We start from the raw sequence: 16059 nt of genomic DNA on the forward strand, positions 1-16059 counted from the left end.
AAGGAGGTAGCGCAGCTGTGGCCTATTCGCTGGTGGCTCTCGACACCGACCGCATCAAAAGCTATGTCTTTGGCACCGATATGCTGAGAGAGATTCGGGGCGCCAGCTCCATCCTCGATCGGCTCAATCGTGAGGTCATGACTGAAACTGCCAGGCAGCTCGATCCTGAGGCGAAGGTTGTCTATGCCAATGGCGGCTCGGGCCTCTTCCTGATGGCCGAAGAGAAAGCCGAAGAGTTCGTTCGACGTATCCAGGCACAGTACCACCAGGAGACGCGGGGAGGGGCTTCTGTGACTGGCGCTATTCAGCGGCTACCAGAGGAGTCGATGGGATCTGACCCCTGGAAGGCTGAGCTGCGCGAACAGCTTGATCTCCTGGACTACAAGCTGCGTCGCGCCAAGGAATGCCCGCCGATCGCTGAGGCTCTTGCTGCCCATCCCTTGCTCCGACGCTGTGACTCCTGTGGCCTTGGGTACGCCTCTGGGCGCAGTCCCTGGACTGAGGCCGGAAGAGAAGATCGGCGCTTCTGCCCTGTCTGCCTTCGCAAGAGGGAAGAGGATATCCAGATCAAGAAAAGTATCGAAGGAGAGATTGCTAAGTTGCCCGGAGGGACGTCACCTTCTGGCAAGGACGCAAAGCGAGCGGGCCTTTGGGCGGAGCTGATCAGGCGGTTAGGGGTTGATTACTTCCAGAAAGATGGCCAGCCAATCACTCCCCGGCGTCCCCGTGACCTCGATACCTTTCGAGCTATTGCTAGTGCCAGCTCCGGTCGGGAAAGCATCAGAGAGTATCTTGGCCTGGTCTATGCTGATGGCAACCGCATGGGTAGCAGGATTGGAAAATGCTCGACCCTTTGCGACATCAAAGAATTCGCTCGAAGCATCGACGGGGCCATTTATAGCGCGCTGGCCTGCGCTGTTAGCAAGTATCTGCGCCCAGTCTATGTCAGCGGTAAATTCTTAGAAGAAGAAGAGCAGGAAGGTGACGAAAACGGTCTCCAGCCCAGGCACGGAAATTCAGAGCAGGGCGGCTACCTTTTCCCATTCGACGTATTGCTGCTTGGGGGCGACGACCTGATGCTCCTGACCACCGCCGACCGCGCCCTGGCTGTAGCGCTTGAGGTAGCCCGAACCTTCTATGAGAAGACCGGAGAGCAGCAAGGCACCCTCTCAGTAGGGGTGGTCTTTGCCCCCCTCAAATATCCCTTTGGTCTGATGCACGACCTGGTCGAGAATGTGCTCCGCTTTGCGAAGAAGCAGGCTCAGGTGGACAAATGGCGTGGCGCCAATGATGGCGATGACGCCCGCATCAATTTCCTGGTTGTAGCGGGAGCCGGTACCCATGAGTTTGACCACCTCTACAGAACGGTCTACTGTAAGCGCCTGGAGAGCACCGAGTTCCGTGCCACTCTGCGCCCCTACCGACTCGATGAGCTGAAGAACTTGCTGCAGGCTATCCGCGACGCTAAGCAACGGGGCTTCCCTCGCTCCAAACTGCATCAGTTGCGTGAGGCCGTTCTCAAAACGAATCGGACCAGTACCGTGCTCGAAGCACTGGCCGCGCTGCAAGGCTGCCGCGACGAGGAGCGTGAGTTTCTGTTGACCTGGCTCTATCAATTCAGCCAGCGCTATCTCCTCCGAGAGAGCCAGGTGATGGAAAGTGCTGGCCCCTTGCAAGGATTCCCAAGCGTGATTTTCCCCTGGACGCGGCTGCAGGTTCAAGACCAGGGCCAGTCGGAACGCACGATTTACCTGACCCCGCTGCTGGATCTGGTGGAACTGTACGATTTTGTGGCACCAGAGGAGGACGAGCGTGAGAGCGCGGACTGATCGCCTATTGCTGGAGTACAGGCTCATCTTTCTCTCTCCTTTCCACTTTGGGACCGGCTTCCGCCAGGGGCTGGTCGATCGCACGGTGGCGCGTGATCGGCAGGGCCATCTCTATGTGCCTGGGGCAAGCTTCAAGGGAGCCTTGCGCGAGTGCTGTGAGCAACTGGCCCGCACCTATGATGAGTTGGATGAGATGAGCGATCTGCTGACCTCTCCCCACGATGCGAGGCAGGCTCTGCGCAGCCTCGGAGCGCGTATCAGCATGATCACGCGCATCTTTGGCTCGCAGATGCTACCCGGTACGCTCTTCTTTGACAACGCTCGCCTGCTGTCAGCCGCGGAGGCCGAGCCGTCGGGAGGGACGGCCCTTGCAACGGCGGCCCTGTCAGAGTCCCCTGAAACCCAGGTGGTGCCCTATACTCAGGTGCGCCTGCGACGCCTCACGCGCACGGCAGTACCTGGCGCGCTCTACACCAGCGAGTTTGGCCGACGCCAGCTGCTTTTCCGCGGCACCATTCGCGGCTGGTTGACTTGCCTGCCTCTTGACGAGGAGCCGCGCAGTCCAACCTATTCTCTCTTGCTCCTGCTCGCGGGCCTACATCTGATCGAGCAGCTCGGGGCCAATAAGTCAACAGGCAAGGGACGATGCCGCTGCGAGATACTGCGCCTTGAGATCAATGGTGAGGAGTATCCTGCCGAGGAGTGGCGTGGCTGGCTGATGGAGCGCCTCGACGAGCTGGTCTACTATGCGATGGCACAAGGGGAGGCAATGGAATGAAGGCGTTCGCTTTGTTGGTAGAGGCTCGCTCGCCGCTGGCCATCCGCTCTGACCATGCTCCCTCGGGCTTTAGTTGCCTGGACTACCTGCCCGGAACAAGCCTGGCCGGCAGCCTGGCCAGCCTGCATCGCCAGCTCTATCCCTCCCAACGCGAGGAATTCTCTCGTCTCTTCCTGAGTGGTTGCGTCCAATTCCCTGATCTGCTACTTACTCCTCTGGTATCTGATAAGGATGGAAAGAACGGTAGAGAGGAGGAGAGACCGCTCAGTCCTGTCTATCCACTACCACGTACAGCTCAAAGCTGCAAGCGGCACCCGGGATTTGAGAGCGCCGACGAGCGGGGACCCGGCAACAGAAGGCACGGCGTACGCGATACCCTCTTTGCCTGGGCCGTCTTTTCCCTCCTGCCCAACGATACACCCCAGGCCATCGTCGCTCTCAAGAAGCAGCGTTTATGCAGAGTGTGTGATTCCTCAATGGAGGCCATTGCCGGCTCTTATGCCCGTCATGGAGGAGCCTTCCGCCTGGCCGACTATCAGGGAAGGCAACTCTTACAGACTCATACAGGTATCGACCGCTTACGGGGTACCGTGCAAACCCAAATTCTTTACAATCGCCAGGTCCTGGACGAGGGAACCTGCTTCTGGGGAGTGGTGCGTGCCTCTGACGAAGAGGCTCCCTTGCTCCAGCGCTTTATCGAGGAGGTGGGCCATTCTGGGCTGCTGCGCGTCGGCACTGGACGAACGCGCGGCCTCGGTGCGGTCGAGGTGACGCTGACTCCCCTGCAGGATAGATCGGTGTCTTTTACTGCTTTCCGCGAGCGCCTTTTGAGCTTCGATCGCAGACTCAAAGAGTATCTGGCTGACTATGGTGTTCCATCTCCTCGCCGGACCCAGGGGGAGGCCAAGGAGCCTTTCTACTTTGCGCTCACGCTCTACTCGCCGGCCATCCTCTGTGATGAGTTTCTGCGCTATCGAGGTCGCATCGATGAGGCCGTCCTGGCAGAGCTGCTCGGTTCTCCTTTCACCAGGGAAGATCTGCGTTGTCTCCACATGGCAGCAGCTCTGCGCCATGTAGCTGGCTGGAACAATCTCTGGGGGCTGCCGCGCGCCGCTGAGTATGCCATTGAGCGTGGCTCGGTCTTTCTCTTCGCCTGCTGGGAGCGCGACGGTGCTGACCGCGATAGCCTGATTGCTGCTCTCTTCAAGCTGGAGGAGGAAGGCATCGGACGCCGTCGCGCCGAAGGTTTCGGTCGTGTGTGTGTCTCAGATCCCTTTCATTTTGAGGTGTTGTAACATGAGCCCAAAGGCCAAAGCTCTCTCCGAGATGCAGATTGTGATCGCTGTGAGCAAGGAGGCTGAGAAGGAGGACTTCTATGACCTGGCGCAGCGCCTGGGGTACCATGCAGCGGTTGCCCTGAAAAAGGAACATCGCTCGCAGATGACTGGGCTGGAGGCGATCGCCAACGGGACGCTCAAGCGCAGCGATGTCCTGGACTACGTCAAGAAGCAGATCGCGCGAATTAAGGAGTGGCGTGAGCCGTCCAGGAACGATGAGAGCGACTCTCAGACGGGCTTCGGTGAGCGCCTGCTGCGCGTCCTGGAGCAGGATCTGGCCGCGCGCGCGGCCAGGCTCTGTCAGGAGCTAGGCATCGGAGAAAAAACTGAGGAGGACCGTCAGCTGCGTCGGCGCCTGCATCTGCTCTTGATGCGCCAGTTTATTCAGTCGATGGTGGCTCAATATGAGTTCCGCTCTGCCATGGTGGGTGGCAGGGAGGAGAAGCTCTTCACTGAGCAGGGGAGGTGATGACCCATGCTCTCAGAGAAACAAATCAAGACCATTGCTCTGCTCAGCGATGAGGTGCTCTATCCCGAAGCGGTGGCCTTCATGCGCCAGCTGCTGGAAGAGGAGGATGGCCAGCCTCTGTCCGATAACCAGATCAAAGGCCTGCATGCTGTCTCGCTCACCCTCAACTACCGGGCACTGCGCGACTTCGTGACCCATCAGGCCGAGCGCAACTGGCATTCCGGTAAAAGAAATATCGGGGTGTTCTATGAGAAGCTCAATCAATATATGGAATCTATGCAGAAAAAACGGCTGAAGAACGAGTTTCATCTGCTCGACAACCAGGGGGGACCGCAGGCGGTGCGGACTCAGACAGAGGAGCTGATGGGACAAGTGATGGCCGAGTTCATTCAGCATCTGGCCGCTGAAAACATGCTTTTATATCAAAAAGAGCAAGAGAGCAAAAAAAGATAAACAGAGCTTCAGCAGGAGAGAGCGATGATGGCAACTGATCGCAGCCCCTATCAGGATGATCCGGTGCGCCGGCTGCGCCTGCGCAACCGCTATCTCTTCAAAGGGCGGCTTGTTATGGAAACGGCGCTCCACATCGGTGGTGGCAGGCTCACGCTCAGCGGCAGTAGAAGTCCAATTGTTCTGACGCCTGAAAACATCCCTTTCATTCCGGGATCGAGCTTCAAGGGGGCGCTGCGCAGCACGGTCGAGAAGCTTGTCGCGGCTCTCAGTGAGACCCCGGGGCTGAACCTGCGCACCTGTGGCCTCATGGAGTGGGGGGTAGACGAGCTAGATCGGGCCCAGCAAGAAGGGCGTCTCGATAGCATCTGTCCAACGGCGCGTCAGCGCGCCATAGCAGAGAGGAGGCGTCAAGGGGAGGAGCTGGCTCTTGCTCCTATCCTAAATCAGCTTTGTCATACCTGTCAGCTCTTCGGCTCCCCGTTCTCCGCCTCGCGTGTCAACGTCTGCGACCTCTATATTCCCGAGGAGGAATGGAACGGTATTATCCAAGTGCGCGACGGGGTAGCCATTGAGCGCGACAGCGAGCGCGCGAAGGATCGCCTCAAGTACGACTATGAGGTTGTGCCGGCCAGCACTGCCTTCAACCTGGAGATCACTCTTGAGAACGCCACCAGCGAGGATCTCTGGCTGCTGAGTCTGGGCCTGAGCGAGTTCGTCAACGGCTTCGGAAGCATTGGCGGTCTGCGCTCGCGTGGTCTGGGAGCCTGCCGCCTGCAGAACCTGCACGTCTACATTCTGGAGCTGGAGAAGGAACAGATCGGTGACGGTTCGTGGAGAGAGGTAAGCTCCGAGGAGAAAGCGCGGCGCCTGCGCCAGTATCTGCTCGGAACCACCCCTGAAGAGAAATTCCACCGCGACGAAGACGGCCAGCAATTTCTGGCGTGGCAGATTGAAGCCATGTTCAGCCAGGCCAGCTAGTCCACAGAGTGGGGAAGGATTGCAATCCTATGTTGAAGCAACTGGTCAATGAGGCACGTTTCCGCCTGCGCATCACCACCACCGGGCCGCTGCTCGTAAGGTCAGGAATACCCACCGTCAGCGGACCGGACATGACGCCAGTGCTGACCTTTCGTAACGGACGTCAGGAGCCGTTCCTGCCAGGCAGCTCGCTCAAGGGCGTCTTCCGCAGCCATGTGGAGAAGATCGTTGCCAGCCTGAGACCGCGCGTGGTCTGTTATCCTTTTACTGGCGATGAAAAGGAGGAGGCCAATCTAGAGGAGCGACGCCGTACCTATCGCGATTCCTGCGGCGAAAGCTTCAATCGCGAAGTCAGAAATGATGACCAGCGACGCCGCCAGCTCGAAGCCCGGACCGATGAGGTCTATGCGCGCTCCTGTCCCGTCTGTCGCCTCTTCGGCTCAACCTGGTTTATTGGGCGCCTGTCCATTGGGGATGCCTACCTGGTTTCAGGTCTCTTCCGTGAGCGGCGTGACGGCGTGGGCATCGATCGCCTGACCGGAGGAGCTGCTCATGGTGCCAAGTTTGAGCTGGAGGTGATCAGCGAGGGGGTCACTTTCGAGAGCACCATTCACCTGCGCAACTTTGAGATCTGGCAGCTTGGCATGCTCTTCGTGGTGCTGCAAGACCTGGAGGACGGCTTGATCCGCATCGGCTCGGGCCGCTCGCGTGGTCTGGGCTGGGTCAAGGGGAGCATCGGGCTGGAGGAGCATGAAGGCTGGCCAGGAGGCTTTGTCACGGCAACTATTCGCGGCAGTGACACGCGTGAGCCTGTTCATGAATTGTGGGGGGTGGGGCGCTGGCTCAATGAGCGGCCTGCTGCTGGAGGCGAGAAACCTGGCTGGGGACGTTACGGTACCTGGCACGATGATTTCCTGGCACTGCCGGCGGGCGTTGAGAGGCGTCCGCGCGGCATCCGTCACCTGCGTGTCTTCACCGATGAGGTTCTGGCCCAGCTCCGCGAGGAGGCTATTCAACATTTTCTTCGCCGCGTCCAGCAGTGGCCGGATGAGGCCGAGATTGCTCCAGCGAACTCAGGAGGAGGACGCTCATGAGCGAGACGACATCCTCTGACAGGAACGCTCAGGGCGGTGAGCTGATAGCCAGCGCTTCGGTGGGGCGCGATACTCTCACAGAGCTTGTGCAGCCTTTCCCTGCAGACGCCTACTTTCTCGGCGAGCATCTGCCCGACGCGGTCGTGGATGACGATCGACAAATGCGGCGCCTGCTGGTGCGCTTTGCCCGGCTGAATGAGATGCAGCAGGAGAGAGGCCCTCTTCTCTGGAGCGCCTACACCTGGGGGCGGGTGTTTACTGAGGAGGGCGAATTGCGCTGGGATGGCAGCGAGGGGCCGCTGCTGCGCGTAGTCTATCTGGGCCATGAGCGTCTCCTGCCCGCGCGACTGCGCGAAGGCTGTCGGCTATTAACGGGAGTCCAGCGCTCTCAGGTCAGCTACTACCTTTTCGGCGAGCGTCCCCACCAGGTGAAAGCGCAGGAAGTAGGCGTAGGCGCAGAAGAGGAGCAGCGTCTCTTTCTGGAAACGCGCATTCCACGTCTTTTATTCTATCCTGCCGAACAACTACAGGCAAAGCGAATTATGCTTAAAACCTACTGTTACCACGATTTGGCGAGTGGGGCAGTTGCTTACTGCCGCTTTGCCGGTTTAGAGGCCGAATCGTCGGGACCAGAGAGGAAGGGAGGCAACGCATGAATCCCTACGACTTCGCGCGCATCGACTGGAACCGTCCCCCGGAGCGGCGTAAGCCTATCTGGCATCATCGCCTCTTTGGCAGCAATCTTCCGCGGCTCTATAGCGGTAGCCTGGAGCTGCGCCTGACTGCCCGTACCCCCATCTTCATTCCAGCCACCTCTGGTCGCGAAGATCGACATAAACCAACGCCCTTCATCCAGGATGGAACGGGGCACTACATCATCCCAGGCTCCTCGCTCAAGGGGCTGCTGCGCAGCCTGGTCGAAACGCTGGGCAATGGCTGCCTGACCCTCTTCGATGGCAACTATGAGCGGTCAAAACCGGGTGAGCGGAGCTCTGCCAAGGCTCCGTATAAAGATAGAGTCAAGCCTGAATTTCTGCACTGTGGGGATGACCTGTACCTGTGCATTGCCTGCCGCCTCTTCGGCTCGCTCAAGGAGCGCGAGCGCGGCGTCTTCATGGGCAAGGTCAATATCAGCGATGCCCAGGCTGATCCAGAGACGGTAGTCCACTATGAGCCGATGTATACACTGCCCCTGGTTGAGCCGAAGCCGCACCACCGGGCTTTCTACCTCGACGAGCGGGAACGCTACATTGCCGGGCGCAAGTTCTACTTCCATCACGACCCCAGCAAGGGTCCTTGGAAAGCGAACAAGTATATCTCCTTCACGAAATCAGAGCCGGCCAATCGTTACATTCATCCACTGAACTATGGCACCGTCTTTTACGCCCGCCTTGCTTTTACCAATCTGGAGCGCGACGAGCTGGGCGCGCTGCTGCTGGCGATCGTGCTCGAAGAGGGCATGTGTCACAAGATCGGCTACGCCAAGCCGCTGGGCCTTGGTTCCATCGTCCTGGAGCCGCTGCGTCTGGAGCTGATCGACTATGCGCGGCGCTATAACCTGGCCGATCGTGGCCGGGGCAACAGGGAGCTTTTCGAGGAGGAGGCGCTGGCGCAGTTCATCGGCGAAGTGGTCGGGGAGTTTCAGCGCGAGCACGTGCAGCGGCTGGCGCTGGAGGATCTGCGCCGCATCTGGCGCTGGCCGCCTGATCCCACCGTTGAGTACCGCTATCCTGACAAAAGCTGGTTCGACCAGCCGGAGAATGCTCGTAAGCGTATCGCTGAGACGCGCGATTCTGCGTAGAAGGGAGTGTTCTCGATGGAAACCAATCAAGTAAGCGATAACGAGGTTCTTGTCCTCTATCATCCTAATGACAGGGATGGGTTTAAGGGTCTTAAGAAACACCTGGATAGTATTAATTTAAATGTAAAAGATATTACTGTTGCTGCAGGCAAACCAGTGAAGGAAGAGAGAAGGAGACTGATCAGTCAGGCGCGGCTCATCATCATCCTCATCAGCTCTGATCTCTTGTCTCTTTCGGAAGAAAAGACCAAAATGGAAGAAGAGATCAACATGGCTTTAGAGCGAGCAAAAAGACAAGAGGTCAGAATCGTTCCAATTTTATACAGGAGTGTGTATATCGAGGCCACTGACTTTAACGGTATACAACAGTTGCCGCGCGATGGCAGTGCTGTTACATCCTCATCAGGGGATAATCGCGAGAAGGTCTGGACAGCAATCGCTGAAGAGATTCTAAAGATCTGGAGGGAGCTTACCGCCTCTGCTCCAGGAGAGAAAGCGAGGACGGCGGTGAATGCGAACCAGGCTGATCCATTGCAATCACAGGAGCAAGACCCAACCAGGCCGGCCACCGTTTTCATCGGCTATGCCCCCGGTGCCGGTCAAAACTGTGAACACCTGCAACTGCTGCTGCGTCTGCGTGGCCTGAAAGTCTGGCGCCGCGACAGCGAAGATCTGCCTTTCATGGGACTGCGCGAGAGCGCCGCAGCTCGTGCTGTGAGCGAGTTTGCCGATGCCTATCTGCTCTACCTGACGCCCGAGGCCCTCAAAAAGCCTCAGCTCTGGCTCCCTGAAGCCCGTGCCGCCCTGGAGCGTCACGAGCAAGAGCCGGAATTTCCTATAGTTTTGATTCTGGAGAGAGTCACCCAGCGGAGAGCGCAGAATTCTCTGGAAAAGCTTGGCCTGAGCAAGCTGAGGGAGTTTATTAGAAGCGAGCTTGAGCCAGAGGCGAGTTCTGAGGCGACAGTAAAGGACAAACTGCGCTCACTGGCTCGGAGCATCCTCTATGGGACATTTAGCCAACGTCTACGCCGTGCTGGAGTCGGGAAGATTGTGAACGCCCATGAGCCATACATAGGGATCACCACATTTGCTGATAATCGAGAGCCGATGCACCGCCTGGATCTGGAACTTGACTGGAGCGATCTCTTCCTGGGAAAACATCGCCTACCTGGCCAGGAAGAGTGGAATGAGCTGCTTTGGCCAGCTCTGAAGGACCTGAAAGCCCTGCTTCATCAAAAAAGCGAAGTGCGCCGGACACTTCACCTTGCTCTCAAGGCTATCATCCCTGTGGGCTTCGCTGTAGGTATGATGTTTAAAGAAACAACAGGCTTCAGGATCATTGTGAAGACCACCTCACTTCTCAACCGAGGAGAACTCCACTGGTCTACGCAGCTTGTAAAGGACGATCAGCCGCACTTGTACTATGAAGACCTTCCCAGAGATGCCGCGAGTGATCCCTCTCTAGCTGTCGTTGAAATAGCCCTGACTAACAAGTTCAACCCTGGCGCTGTCGATCAGTATCTACGCGATAACCATCTTTCCCCTGGTCGTCACCGACGCTATCAGCTGCGGGGAGGTTTCCACCCTCTCGAAGAGGAAAGGGAAGCACAGAGTATCATGTATGAACTGCGTCAGAGCTTGGCCGATCTGGTAAAAACGCCCGGGCCGCATGGAGAGAGGGTAAAGCATATCCACCTCTTTGCTGGCGTACCCGTTGCGCTCGCTGTAATGATTGGCTATCAGCTCAATCCCCTGCCGCAGCCAATCACTGTCTACGAATACGGGTTGGATGGAATTTACCGCCCGGCCTGTGTCCTTCACAACAGCCTGGCTTCGTAGCTGGTTCGAGCGGAGAGCCATGCTCCGACTCCAGTCGGTTGGATATGCCTCATCTACCCATCATGCCAGTCCGTCAAGGGGGAGCCAGCCGTTGCGGCCAAGGGTGTTCGTACATGAGGGTAGTCGCTCTTAGTGGTCTCTTGCTCTTCACCAGGAGTGCCGCAGGAGTGCTGCGGAGTGCCGCGACTGATCGATAGTTAGGTAAGAGAATGGGACCCAGCCACTGACGGGTCATCAGATCCAGACTAGGTCGGCACGTCCAGGCCAGAGTGCGATCTCGCCGGCTCTCATCATGGGCTTGGAGAATCAGAGACTAGTGCCTGATAGGCCCTGGGGACGTACCGGTGCTACTCCTACAACTAGTGTATTATCCATGTAAGAAATAGGCTGGTGATCTATGATCGTGAAAACCTCTCTGGTGTAGAGGAGCTAGCATAACGGTCTATAGTGGTGCGGTAGGGTAAGGGCCTGGGAGATCGATCTCCGTGCCAAGGGGTACTGGCCGGAACGCTTCGAGACAGTAGCTAGTGAAGGGCACACAAGGGATGTGGGAGATCTCTGCTGTCCAGCATCCCTCATCACAAGCTATGCTTCCATGTAGATGATACAGATCAATGCTCTGCGCGCTACAGCTACTGGTTAGCGCCGCTGATGGGAGTGACGGCGGCGCCGGCGGCGGGCCACAGCGGCCTTGCGGTTGTGGCGGAGCGCTTCGGCCAGAATGCCTGCCGGCATCTTGCGATTGCTGCGCTTGAGAGTGGCCTCGAAGGATTCGTCGGAGTCAAGGCCAGCTTTGCCCCTCGGGCCGCGGCCTTACCAACGCGCCCTCGGGCCGCGACCAGACTCGTAGAAATTCTGGGGGGAAGAACAAGCGCTCCTAATAAAAGGAGCGGTCAGCCCGAGAGCAGAAAAGGCACCTGGCGTCTCTGTCCCTCGGGGAGCACACACAGGTAGTGCACGCAATGGTAGACTTCTGGCATCCCCCCCGCCTGGACGCTGCCCTGGCTCTGGCGGCCACCAACCTGCTTACAAGCAGCGCAGCCTGGTGCCTAGAAGCTAGAAGCATTGGTCATCCCGCGGCTGGCAAAGACCTCCTCATCGCAGCTGCAGCCATACAAAAAACCTGGTATACAGGGGAAGTCATCGAAATTCAGTTATCCCTTCCCGCTGGCTCTAGGCTGGGTCGGTGTTCCGGCATCGCGCGGCTTGCAAAGAGGAATAGACCCTGGTAAAGTCTGTCATCAGACAGTATTATGTCCTCATATCGCTGTTTGAGGCCGTCGTATAGGGGATGCTTCACCCCCCCTTGCTTGTCTTGACCGGAGGCCGAGGGCCGCCTCCTGGCTGCCGCTGGAGGAAGGAAAACATATATCATGAGCGAACAAGTGACCTTGCTGCCGGTTGACGCTGTCGATGTCACCATTCTGATCGATAACAGTGTTGACGTACTCTTGCCGGGCAATGAAATAGTCCAACGCGCCCCCCTGGCGATCAACTGGACCGAGCGCGAACAATTGATCGCCGAGCACGGCTATGCCCTGCTACTCACCGTCCGGCGCGAGGGGCGCAGCGAGTCGATCCTCTACGACGCCGGGCTTGGGCGCAACACCCTTCTGCATAACATGGATGTACTGGAAGTGCGTCCTGCCGATCTGCGGGCCCTCGTTCTCTCGCACGGCCATGCCGACCATCACGGAGGGCTAGAGGGCGTCGTCCGCCGTCTGGGAAAACGCGGCCTGCCTCTCCTACTCCATCCTGATGCCTGGCGCTATCGACGCATCGTCTTTCCCACAGGTACCGAAATCCACATGCCTCCCCCAAGTCGGGCCGACCTCGAGCGCGAGAGCGTCACTATTATCGAAGAACGCGGCCCCTCGCTGCTGCTCGATGGGACGGTCCTGGTTACCGGCCAGGTTGAACGCATCACCGACTTCGAGAAGGGCTTTCCCTTGCAACAGGCACGAACTGACCACGGCTGGGAACCCGACGTCTGGGTCTGGGATGATCAGGCTCTTGTCTGTCATCTGAAAAACCGCGGCCTGGTAGTGCTCTCTAGCTGCAGCCATGCGGGCGTCATCAATATCCTTCAGCACGCTCGCCGGCTGACGGGCGTCGAGACCATCTACGCCTTTGTCGGCGGCCTGCATCTCAGCGGAGCTGTCTTCGAGCCGATTATCCCGCGCACGATCGCCGAGCTACAAGCGATTGGTCCCAAGGTCATCGTTCCTGGACACTGCACAGGCTGGCGTGCCACCCATGAACTGGCGCGAGCTTTACCGGCGGCCTACGTCCAAACCAGCGTGGGCACTACTCTGCGCTTCGCCTGACCCTGGCTGATTGCTTCCCCCTTCGTCCGGGGCAAACCCAAGAAGAGGGCCAGGCGGCAGCCATAGAGCCAGAGAAGGATAAGGATCATGATCCTCATCCTCAGATTGCTCAATCCAGCCCTGCGCTTCCTACTGGAAGTGGCCATGATGCTCGCCTTAGCCTACTGGGGAGAGAGCAGCAGCCAGACGCTGGCCTTCACTGCTGGGGCTGGCTCTCCCTCTCCTGGCGATGGTGCTCTGGGGCCTTCTCGTAGCCCCCAAAGCCCCCTTCCGCCTGGCTGATCCCTGGCGGCTCCTGCTTGAGCTAATCCTCTTTGGCCTGGCGGCCCTGGCTCTCTGAGACCGGCAGCTCTACCCACTTGCTGGAGCGCTGGCTGTTCTCTTCCTGCTCAACCGTCTTGCCTTCTCGCTCTGGCGACAGGATGCGGCCCGCCAGGGAGCAGAAGACACCTTTTGCACGCCCCAATCGTACCTGTGACAGAGCGCGGCTGCTCTGGCCTCTGATTTTTCGCCTGGTAGAACTGTGCCGCTCCTGTGAGGGTCAGCGGAATAGCGGTGAGCACTTGGTGAGACGTGCTTGCTACGCTCTGGAGAGAGAAGGACAAAGGCGCTACCAGGGCCGTTCTTCGCGCTGATCGCCGCAGACCAACGGCGCTGATCTCTCGCCAGAGGAACGCTATTAACGTGTAATAGAAGCAAATAATGGATCTGTACAGCACAAAGGCTCTGACGTTGTCCGTTACTGGACAGAGGAGGGAAGCATGTCGACCGCTGCCGGTGCCCATACACTCAGCCAGCAGCAGCTAGAATTGATGCACAAGTACTGGTGTGCTGCCAACTATCTGACCGTAGGACAGATCTACCTGCAGGAGAACCCGCTACTCAAGGAACCTCTGCGGCCAGAGCACATCAAGCCGCGGCTTCTGGGACACTGGGGTACCTCACCGGGCCTCAATCTGATCTATGTTCATCTCAATCGGCTCATCAAAGACCACGACATCGATATGATCTTCCTGGCCGGACCAGGGCATGGTGGTCCAGCAGTCATTGCCAACGTCTACCTTGAAGGCACCTATTCGGAGATCTACCCGGAGGTCAGCCAAGACGAAGAAGGGCTGCGCCGCCTCTTTCGCCAGTTCTCCACTCCGGGTGGCGTACCCAGTCATGTCGGTGTTCCCATCCCTGGCTCGATTCACGAAGGGGGTGAGCTGGGCTACGTCCTGGCCCATGCCTTCGGAGCTGCCTTTGACAACCCTGATCTAATCGTAGCCGCCGTCGTGGGCGATGGCGAAGCCGAAACAGGGCCGCTGGAAGGCTCCTGGAAAAGCATCAAGTTTCTTAACCCGGTCCAGGACGGGGCCGTGCTCCCCATTCTCCATCTCAACGAATACAAGATCTCCGGTCCCACCGTCCTCGGAAGGACAGATGACCAGCATATTGAGCAGCTCTTCTCGGGTCACGGCTACCGGGTCTACTTTGTCGAGGGGCACGAACCGCTAGCCGTCCATCGTGCCCTGGCCGAGACCCTTGACCGCTGCTATCAGGAGATCCGGGCCTATCAGAGGCAGGCCCGCACCCAGGGGTTCAGCGGAGTACCCCGCTGGCCGATGATCGTCCTCCGCACTCCCAAGGGCTGGACCGGCCCCAAAGAAGTCGATGGGCTTCCCGTAGAAGGAACCTTCCGCGCCCATCAAGTCCCCCTTGAAGGAGTCAGAACAAATGCGGCTCACCTCAAGCAGCTTGAAGAGTGGCTGCGTAGCTATCATCCCGAAGAGCTGTTTGACGAGCGCGGGCGCCTACGCCCCGAGCTGGCAGCCCTTGCACCCCAGGGAGAGCGGCGCATGGGAGCCAATCCCCACGCCAACGGCGGCAAACTGCTCGTCGACCTGCGCCTGCCAGATTTCCGCACCTATGCCGTGGAGGTCTCCAGGCCCGCCACCAGCTACTACAGCAATACCCGCCCGCTGGGTGCCTTTCTAAGGGACATCTTCAAAGAAAACGCTGGCCAGCGCAACTTTCGTTACTTCTGTCCCGATGAAACCAACTCCAATCGCCTCGGCGACGTCTTCGCCGTCCAGAACCGCACCTTTTTGGAGCGCATCCTGCCCATTGATGACCATCTCTCGCCGGAGGGGCGTGTCATGGAGGTGCTCAGCGAGCATCTGTGCGAAGGCTGGCTGGAGGGCTATCTCTTGACCGGCAGGCATGGTCTCTTTGCCACCTACGAAGCCTTCGCCATGATCGCCGACTCCATGATCGTCCAGTACTCTAAATGGCTCGAAGGCTCGCGGGCCCTCTCCTGGCGAGCGCCGGTGGCCTCCCTCAACCTGTTACTGACCTCCACCTGCTGGCGCAACGACCATAACGGCTTCTCCCATCAAGGCCCGGGCCTGATCGATACCATGCTCTCGCGGCGAGGCAGCATCGCGCGCATCTACCTGCCTCCCGACGCCAACTGTCTGCTCTCCGTCGCTGATCACTGCCTGCGCAGCCGTGACTACATCAACCTGATCGTCGTCGACAAACAGCCGCATCTACAATACCTGAGCATGCCCGAAGCTATCGAACACTGCCGGCGCGGCCTCTCAATCTGGTCCTGGGCTGGCAACGCAGAGGGCGAAGAGCCGGACGTGGTTCTTGCCTGTGCTGGCGATGTCATGACGATGGAGACCGTGGCTGCGGCCTGGTGGTTGCGCCGCCGGCTCCCGCAGCTCAAAGTACGCGTAGTAAACGTCGTCGACCTGATGACACTCTACCCTCCAGAGATCCATCCCCATGGCCTCGATCGAGAGAGCTTTGTGGCCCACTTCACTGAGGAGAGGCCGGTTGTCTTCGCCTTCCACGGCTACCAGCGCGCGGTTCATCAGCTCGTCCACGGGCGTCCCAATCCGGGGCGCTTCCATGTCCGTGGCTACAACGAGCAAGGGACCACAACAACTCCCTTTGACATGGTTGTCCTCAACGAGGTCAGCCGCTACCACCTCTGTTTATTGGCAATGGAGCATGTGCCGCGGCTGCGCCACCTGACAGCTCCCGTGGTACGCGAGTGTGAAGAGCGGCTTCGCGAGCACCAGCGCTATATTCGCGAGCACCTCGAGGATATGCCCGAGGTCCGTGACTGGACCTGGAGCGATTGACGAACAAAGAAAGCGGC

The 16059-nt window shown here is 58.8% G+C and carries 14 protein-coding genes; all 14 read left to right on the top strand.

From position 1 onward, the window contains the following. Positions 1-1829, top strand: a 1829-nt coding sequence (locus tag ACFMO7_RS15800; RefSeq protein WP_376796458.1) for a hypothetical protein, incomplete at its 5' end; no start/stop codon positions are given. Continuing rightward, positions 1813-2607 carry an RAMP superfamily CRISPR-associated protein gene (locus ACFMO7_RS15805; RefSeq protein ID WP_376796459.1) on the top strand — a complete coding sequence of 265 codons (795 nt, stop codon included), beginning with the start codon at positions 1813-1815 and terminating at the stop codon, positions 2605-2607. The genes ACFMO7_RS15800 and ACFMO7_RS15805, both read left to right, overlap by 17 nt. After that, a complete protein-coding gene (locus tag ACFMO7_RS15810; RefSeq protein WP_376796460.1) occupies positions 2604-3902 on the top strand; it encodes an RAMP superfamily CRISPR-associated protein in 1299 nt (432 codons plus the stop codon). The genes ACFMO7_RS15805 and ACFMO7_RS15810 overlap by 4 nt, the downstream gene beginning before the upstream one ends. A gap of 1 nt (position 3903) precedes the next feature. Further along, positions 3904-4413 (top strand): hypothetical protein, encoded by a 510-nt coding sequence (locus ACFMO7_RS15815; protein ID WP_376796461.1) that lies wholly within the window; start codon positions 3904-3906, stop codon positions 4411-4413. A gap of 6 nt (positions 4414-4419) precedes the next feature. Further along, positions 4420-4866: a hypothetical protein gene (locus tag ACFMO7_RS15820; RefSeq protein ID WP_376796462.1), complete on the top strand. Its 447-nt coding sequence runs from the start codon at positions 4420-4422 to the stop codon at positions 4864-4866. Positions 4867-4890: 24 nt separating this feature from the next. Continuing rightward, positions 4891-5844, top strand: a complete 954-nt coding sequence (gene csx7, locus ACFMO7_RS15825) for a CRISPR-associated RAMP protein Csx7 (RefSeq protein WP_376796463.1) — start codon at positions 4891-4893, stop codon at positions 5842-5844. A 29-nt stretch (positions 5845-5873) separates the two neighbouring features. After that, on the top strand, positions 5874-6938 hold the full coding sequence (csx7, locus tag ACFMO7_RS15830; protein WP_376796464.1) for a CRISPR-associated RAMP protein Csx7: 1065 nt from the start codon (positions 5874-5876) through the stop codon (positions 6936-6938). Beyond that, positions 6935-7594, top strand: coding sequence for a CRISPR-associated protein Csx19 (gene csx19, locus ACFMO7_RS15835; RefSeq protein WP_376796465.1), 660 nt, complete (start codon positions 6935-6937; stop codon positions 7592-7594). The genes csx7 (ACFMO7_RS15830) and csx19 overlap by 4 nt, the downstream gene beginning before the upstream one ends. Continuing rightward, complete coding sequence (locus ACFMO7_RS15840; protein ID WP_376796466.1) at positions 7591-8739, top strand: RAMP superfamily CRISPR-associated protein; 1149 nt, start codon at positions 7591-7593, stop codon at positions 8737-8739. The genes csx19 and ACFMO7_RS15840 overlap by 4 nt, the downstream gene beginning before the upstream one ends. A 15-nt stretch (positions 8740-8754) precedes the next feature. Next, positions 8755-10578, top strand: coding sequence for an SAVED domain-containing protein (locus ACFMO7_RS15845; protein ID WP_376796467.1), 1824 nt, complete (start codon positions 8755-8757; stop codon positions 10576-10578). A 1373-nt stretch (positions 10579-11951) separates the two neighbouring features. Then, entirely contained in the window at positions 11952-12905 is a 954-nt protein-coding gene (locus ACFMO7_RS15850; protein WP_376796468.1) for an MBL fold metallo-hydrolase, read from the top strand. Positions 12906-12992: 87 nt separating this feature from the next. After that, on the top strand, positions 12993-13187 hold the full coding sequence (locus ACFMO7_RS15855) for a hypothetical protein (protein WP_376796471.1): 195 nt from the start codon (positions 12993-12995) through the stop codon (positions 13185-13187). After that, positions 13135-13245, top strand: a complete 111-nt coding sequence (locus ACFMO7_RS15860; RefSeq protein ID WP_376796469.1) for a DUF2568 domain-containing protein — start codon at positions 13135-13137, stop codon at positions 13243-13245. Before ACFMO7_RS15855 ends, ACFMO7_RS15860 begins: the two co-directional genes overlap by 53 nt. Positions 13246-13666: 421 nt before the next feature. Beyond that, on the top strand, positions 13667-16042 hold the full coding sequence (locus ACFMO7_RS15865) for a phosphoketolase (RefSeq protein ID WP_376796470.1): 2376 nt from the start codon (positions 13667-13669) through the stop codon (positions 16040-16042). The last annotated feature ends 17 nt before the right edge of the window (positions 16043-16059 follow it).

The sequence above is a fragment of the Thermogemmatispora sp. genome, from assembly GCF_042408735.1.
Lineage (GTDB): Bacteria > Chloroflexota > Ktedonobacteria > Ktedonobacterales > Ktedonobacteraceae > Thermogemmatispora.

Excerpts from the sequence above, each read along its gene's own strand:
- ACFMO7_RS15810 (WP_376796460.1), top strand. The coding sequence starts at position 2,604 with ATGAAGGCGTTCGCTTTGTTGGTAGAGGCTCGCTCGCCGCTGGCCATC.
- ACFMO7_RS15815 (WP_376796461.1), top strand. The coding sequence starts at position 3,904 with ATGAGCCCAAAGGCCAAAGCTCTCTCCGAGATGCAGATTGTGATCGCT.
- ACFMO7_RS15820 (WP_376796462.1), top strand. The coding sequence starts at position 4,420 with ATGCTCTCAGAGAAACAAATCAAGACCATTGCTCTGCTCAGCGATGAG.
- csx7 (WP_376796463.1), top strand. The coding sequence starts at position 4,891 with ATGATGGCAACTGATCGCAGCCCCTATCAGGATGATCCGGTGCGCCGG.
- csx7 (WP_376796464.1), top strand. The coding sequence starts at position 5,874 with ATGTTGAAGCAACTGGTCAATGAGGCACGTTTCCGCCTGCGCATCACC.
- csx19 (WP_376796465.1), top strand. The coding sequence starts at position 6,935 with ATGAGCGAGACGACATCCTCTGACAGGAACGCTCAGGGCGGTGAGCTG.
- ACFMO7_RS15840 (WP_376796466.1), top strand. The coding sequence starts at position 7,591 with ATGAATCCCTACGACTTCGCGCGCATCGACTGGAACCGTCCCCCGGAG.
- ACFMO7_RS15845 (WP_376796467.1), top strand. The coding sequence starts at position 8,755 with ATGGAAACCAATCAAGTAAGCGATAACGAGGTTCTTGTCCTCTATCAT.
- ACFMO7_RS15850 (WP_376796468.1), top strand. The coding sequence starts at position 11,952 with ATGAGCGAACAAGTGACCTTGCTGCCGGTTGACGCTGTCGATGTCACC.
- ACFMO7_RS15855 (WP_376796471.1), top strand. The coding sequence starts at position 12,993 with ATGATCCTCATCCTCAGATTGCTCAATCCAGCCCTGCGCTTCCTACTG.
- ACFMO7_RS15860 (WP_376796469.1), top strand. The coding sequence starts at position 13,135 with ATGGTGCTCTGGGGCCTTCTCGTAGCCCCCAAAGCCCCCTTCCGCCTG.
- ACFMO7_RS15865 (WP_376796470.1), top strand. The coding sequence starts at position 13,667 with ATGTCGACCGCTGCCGGTGCCCATACACTCAGCCAGCAGCAGCTAGAA.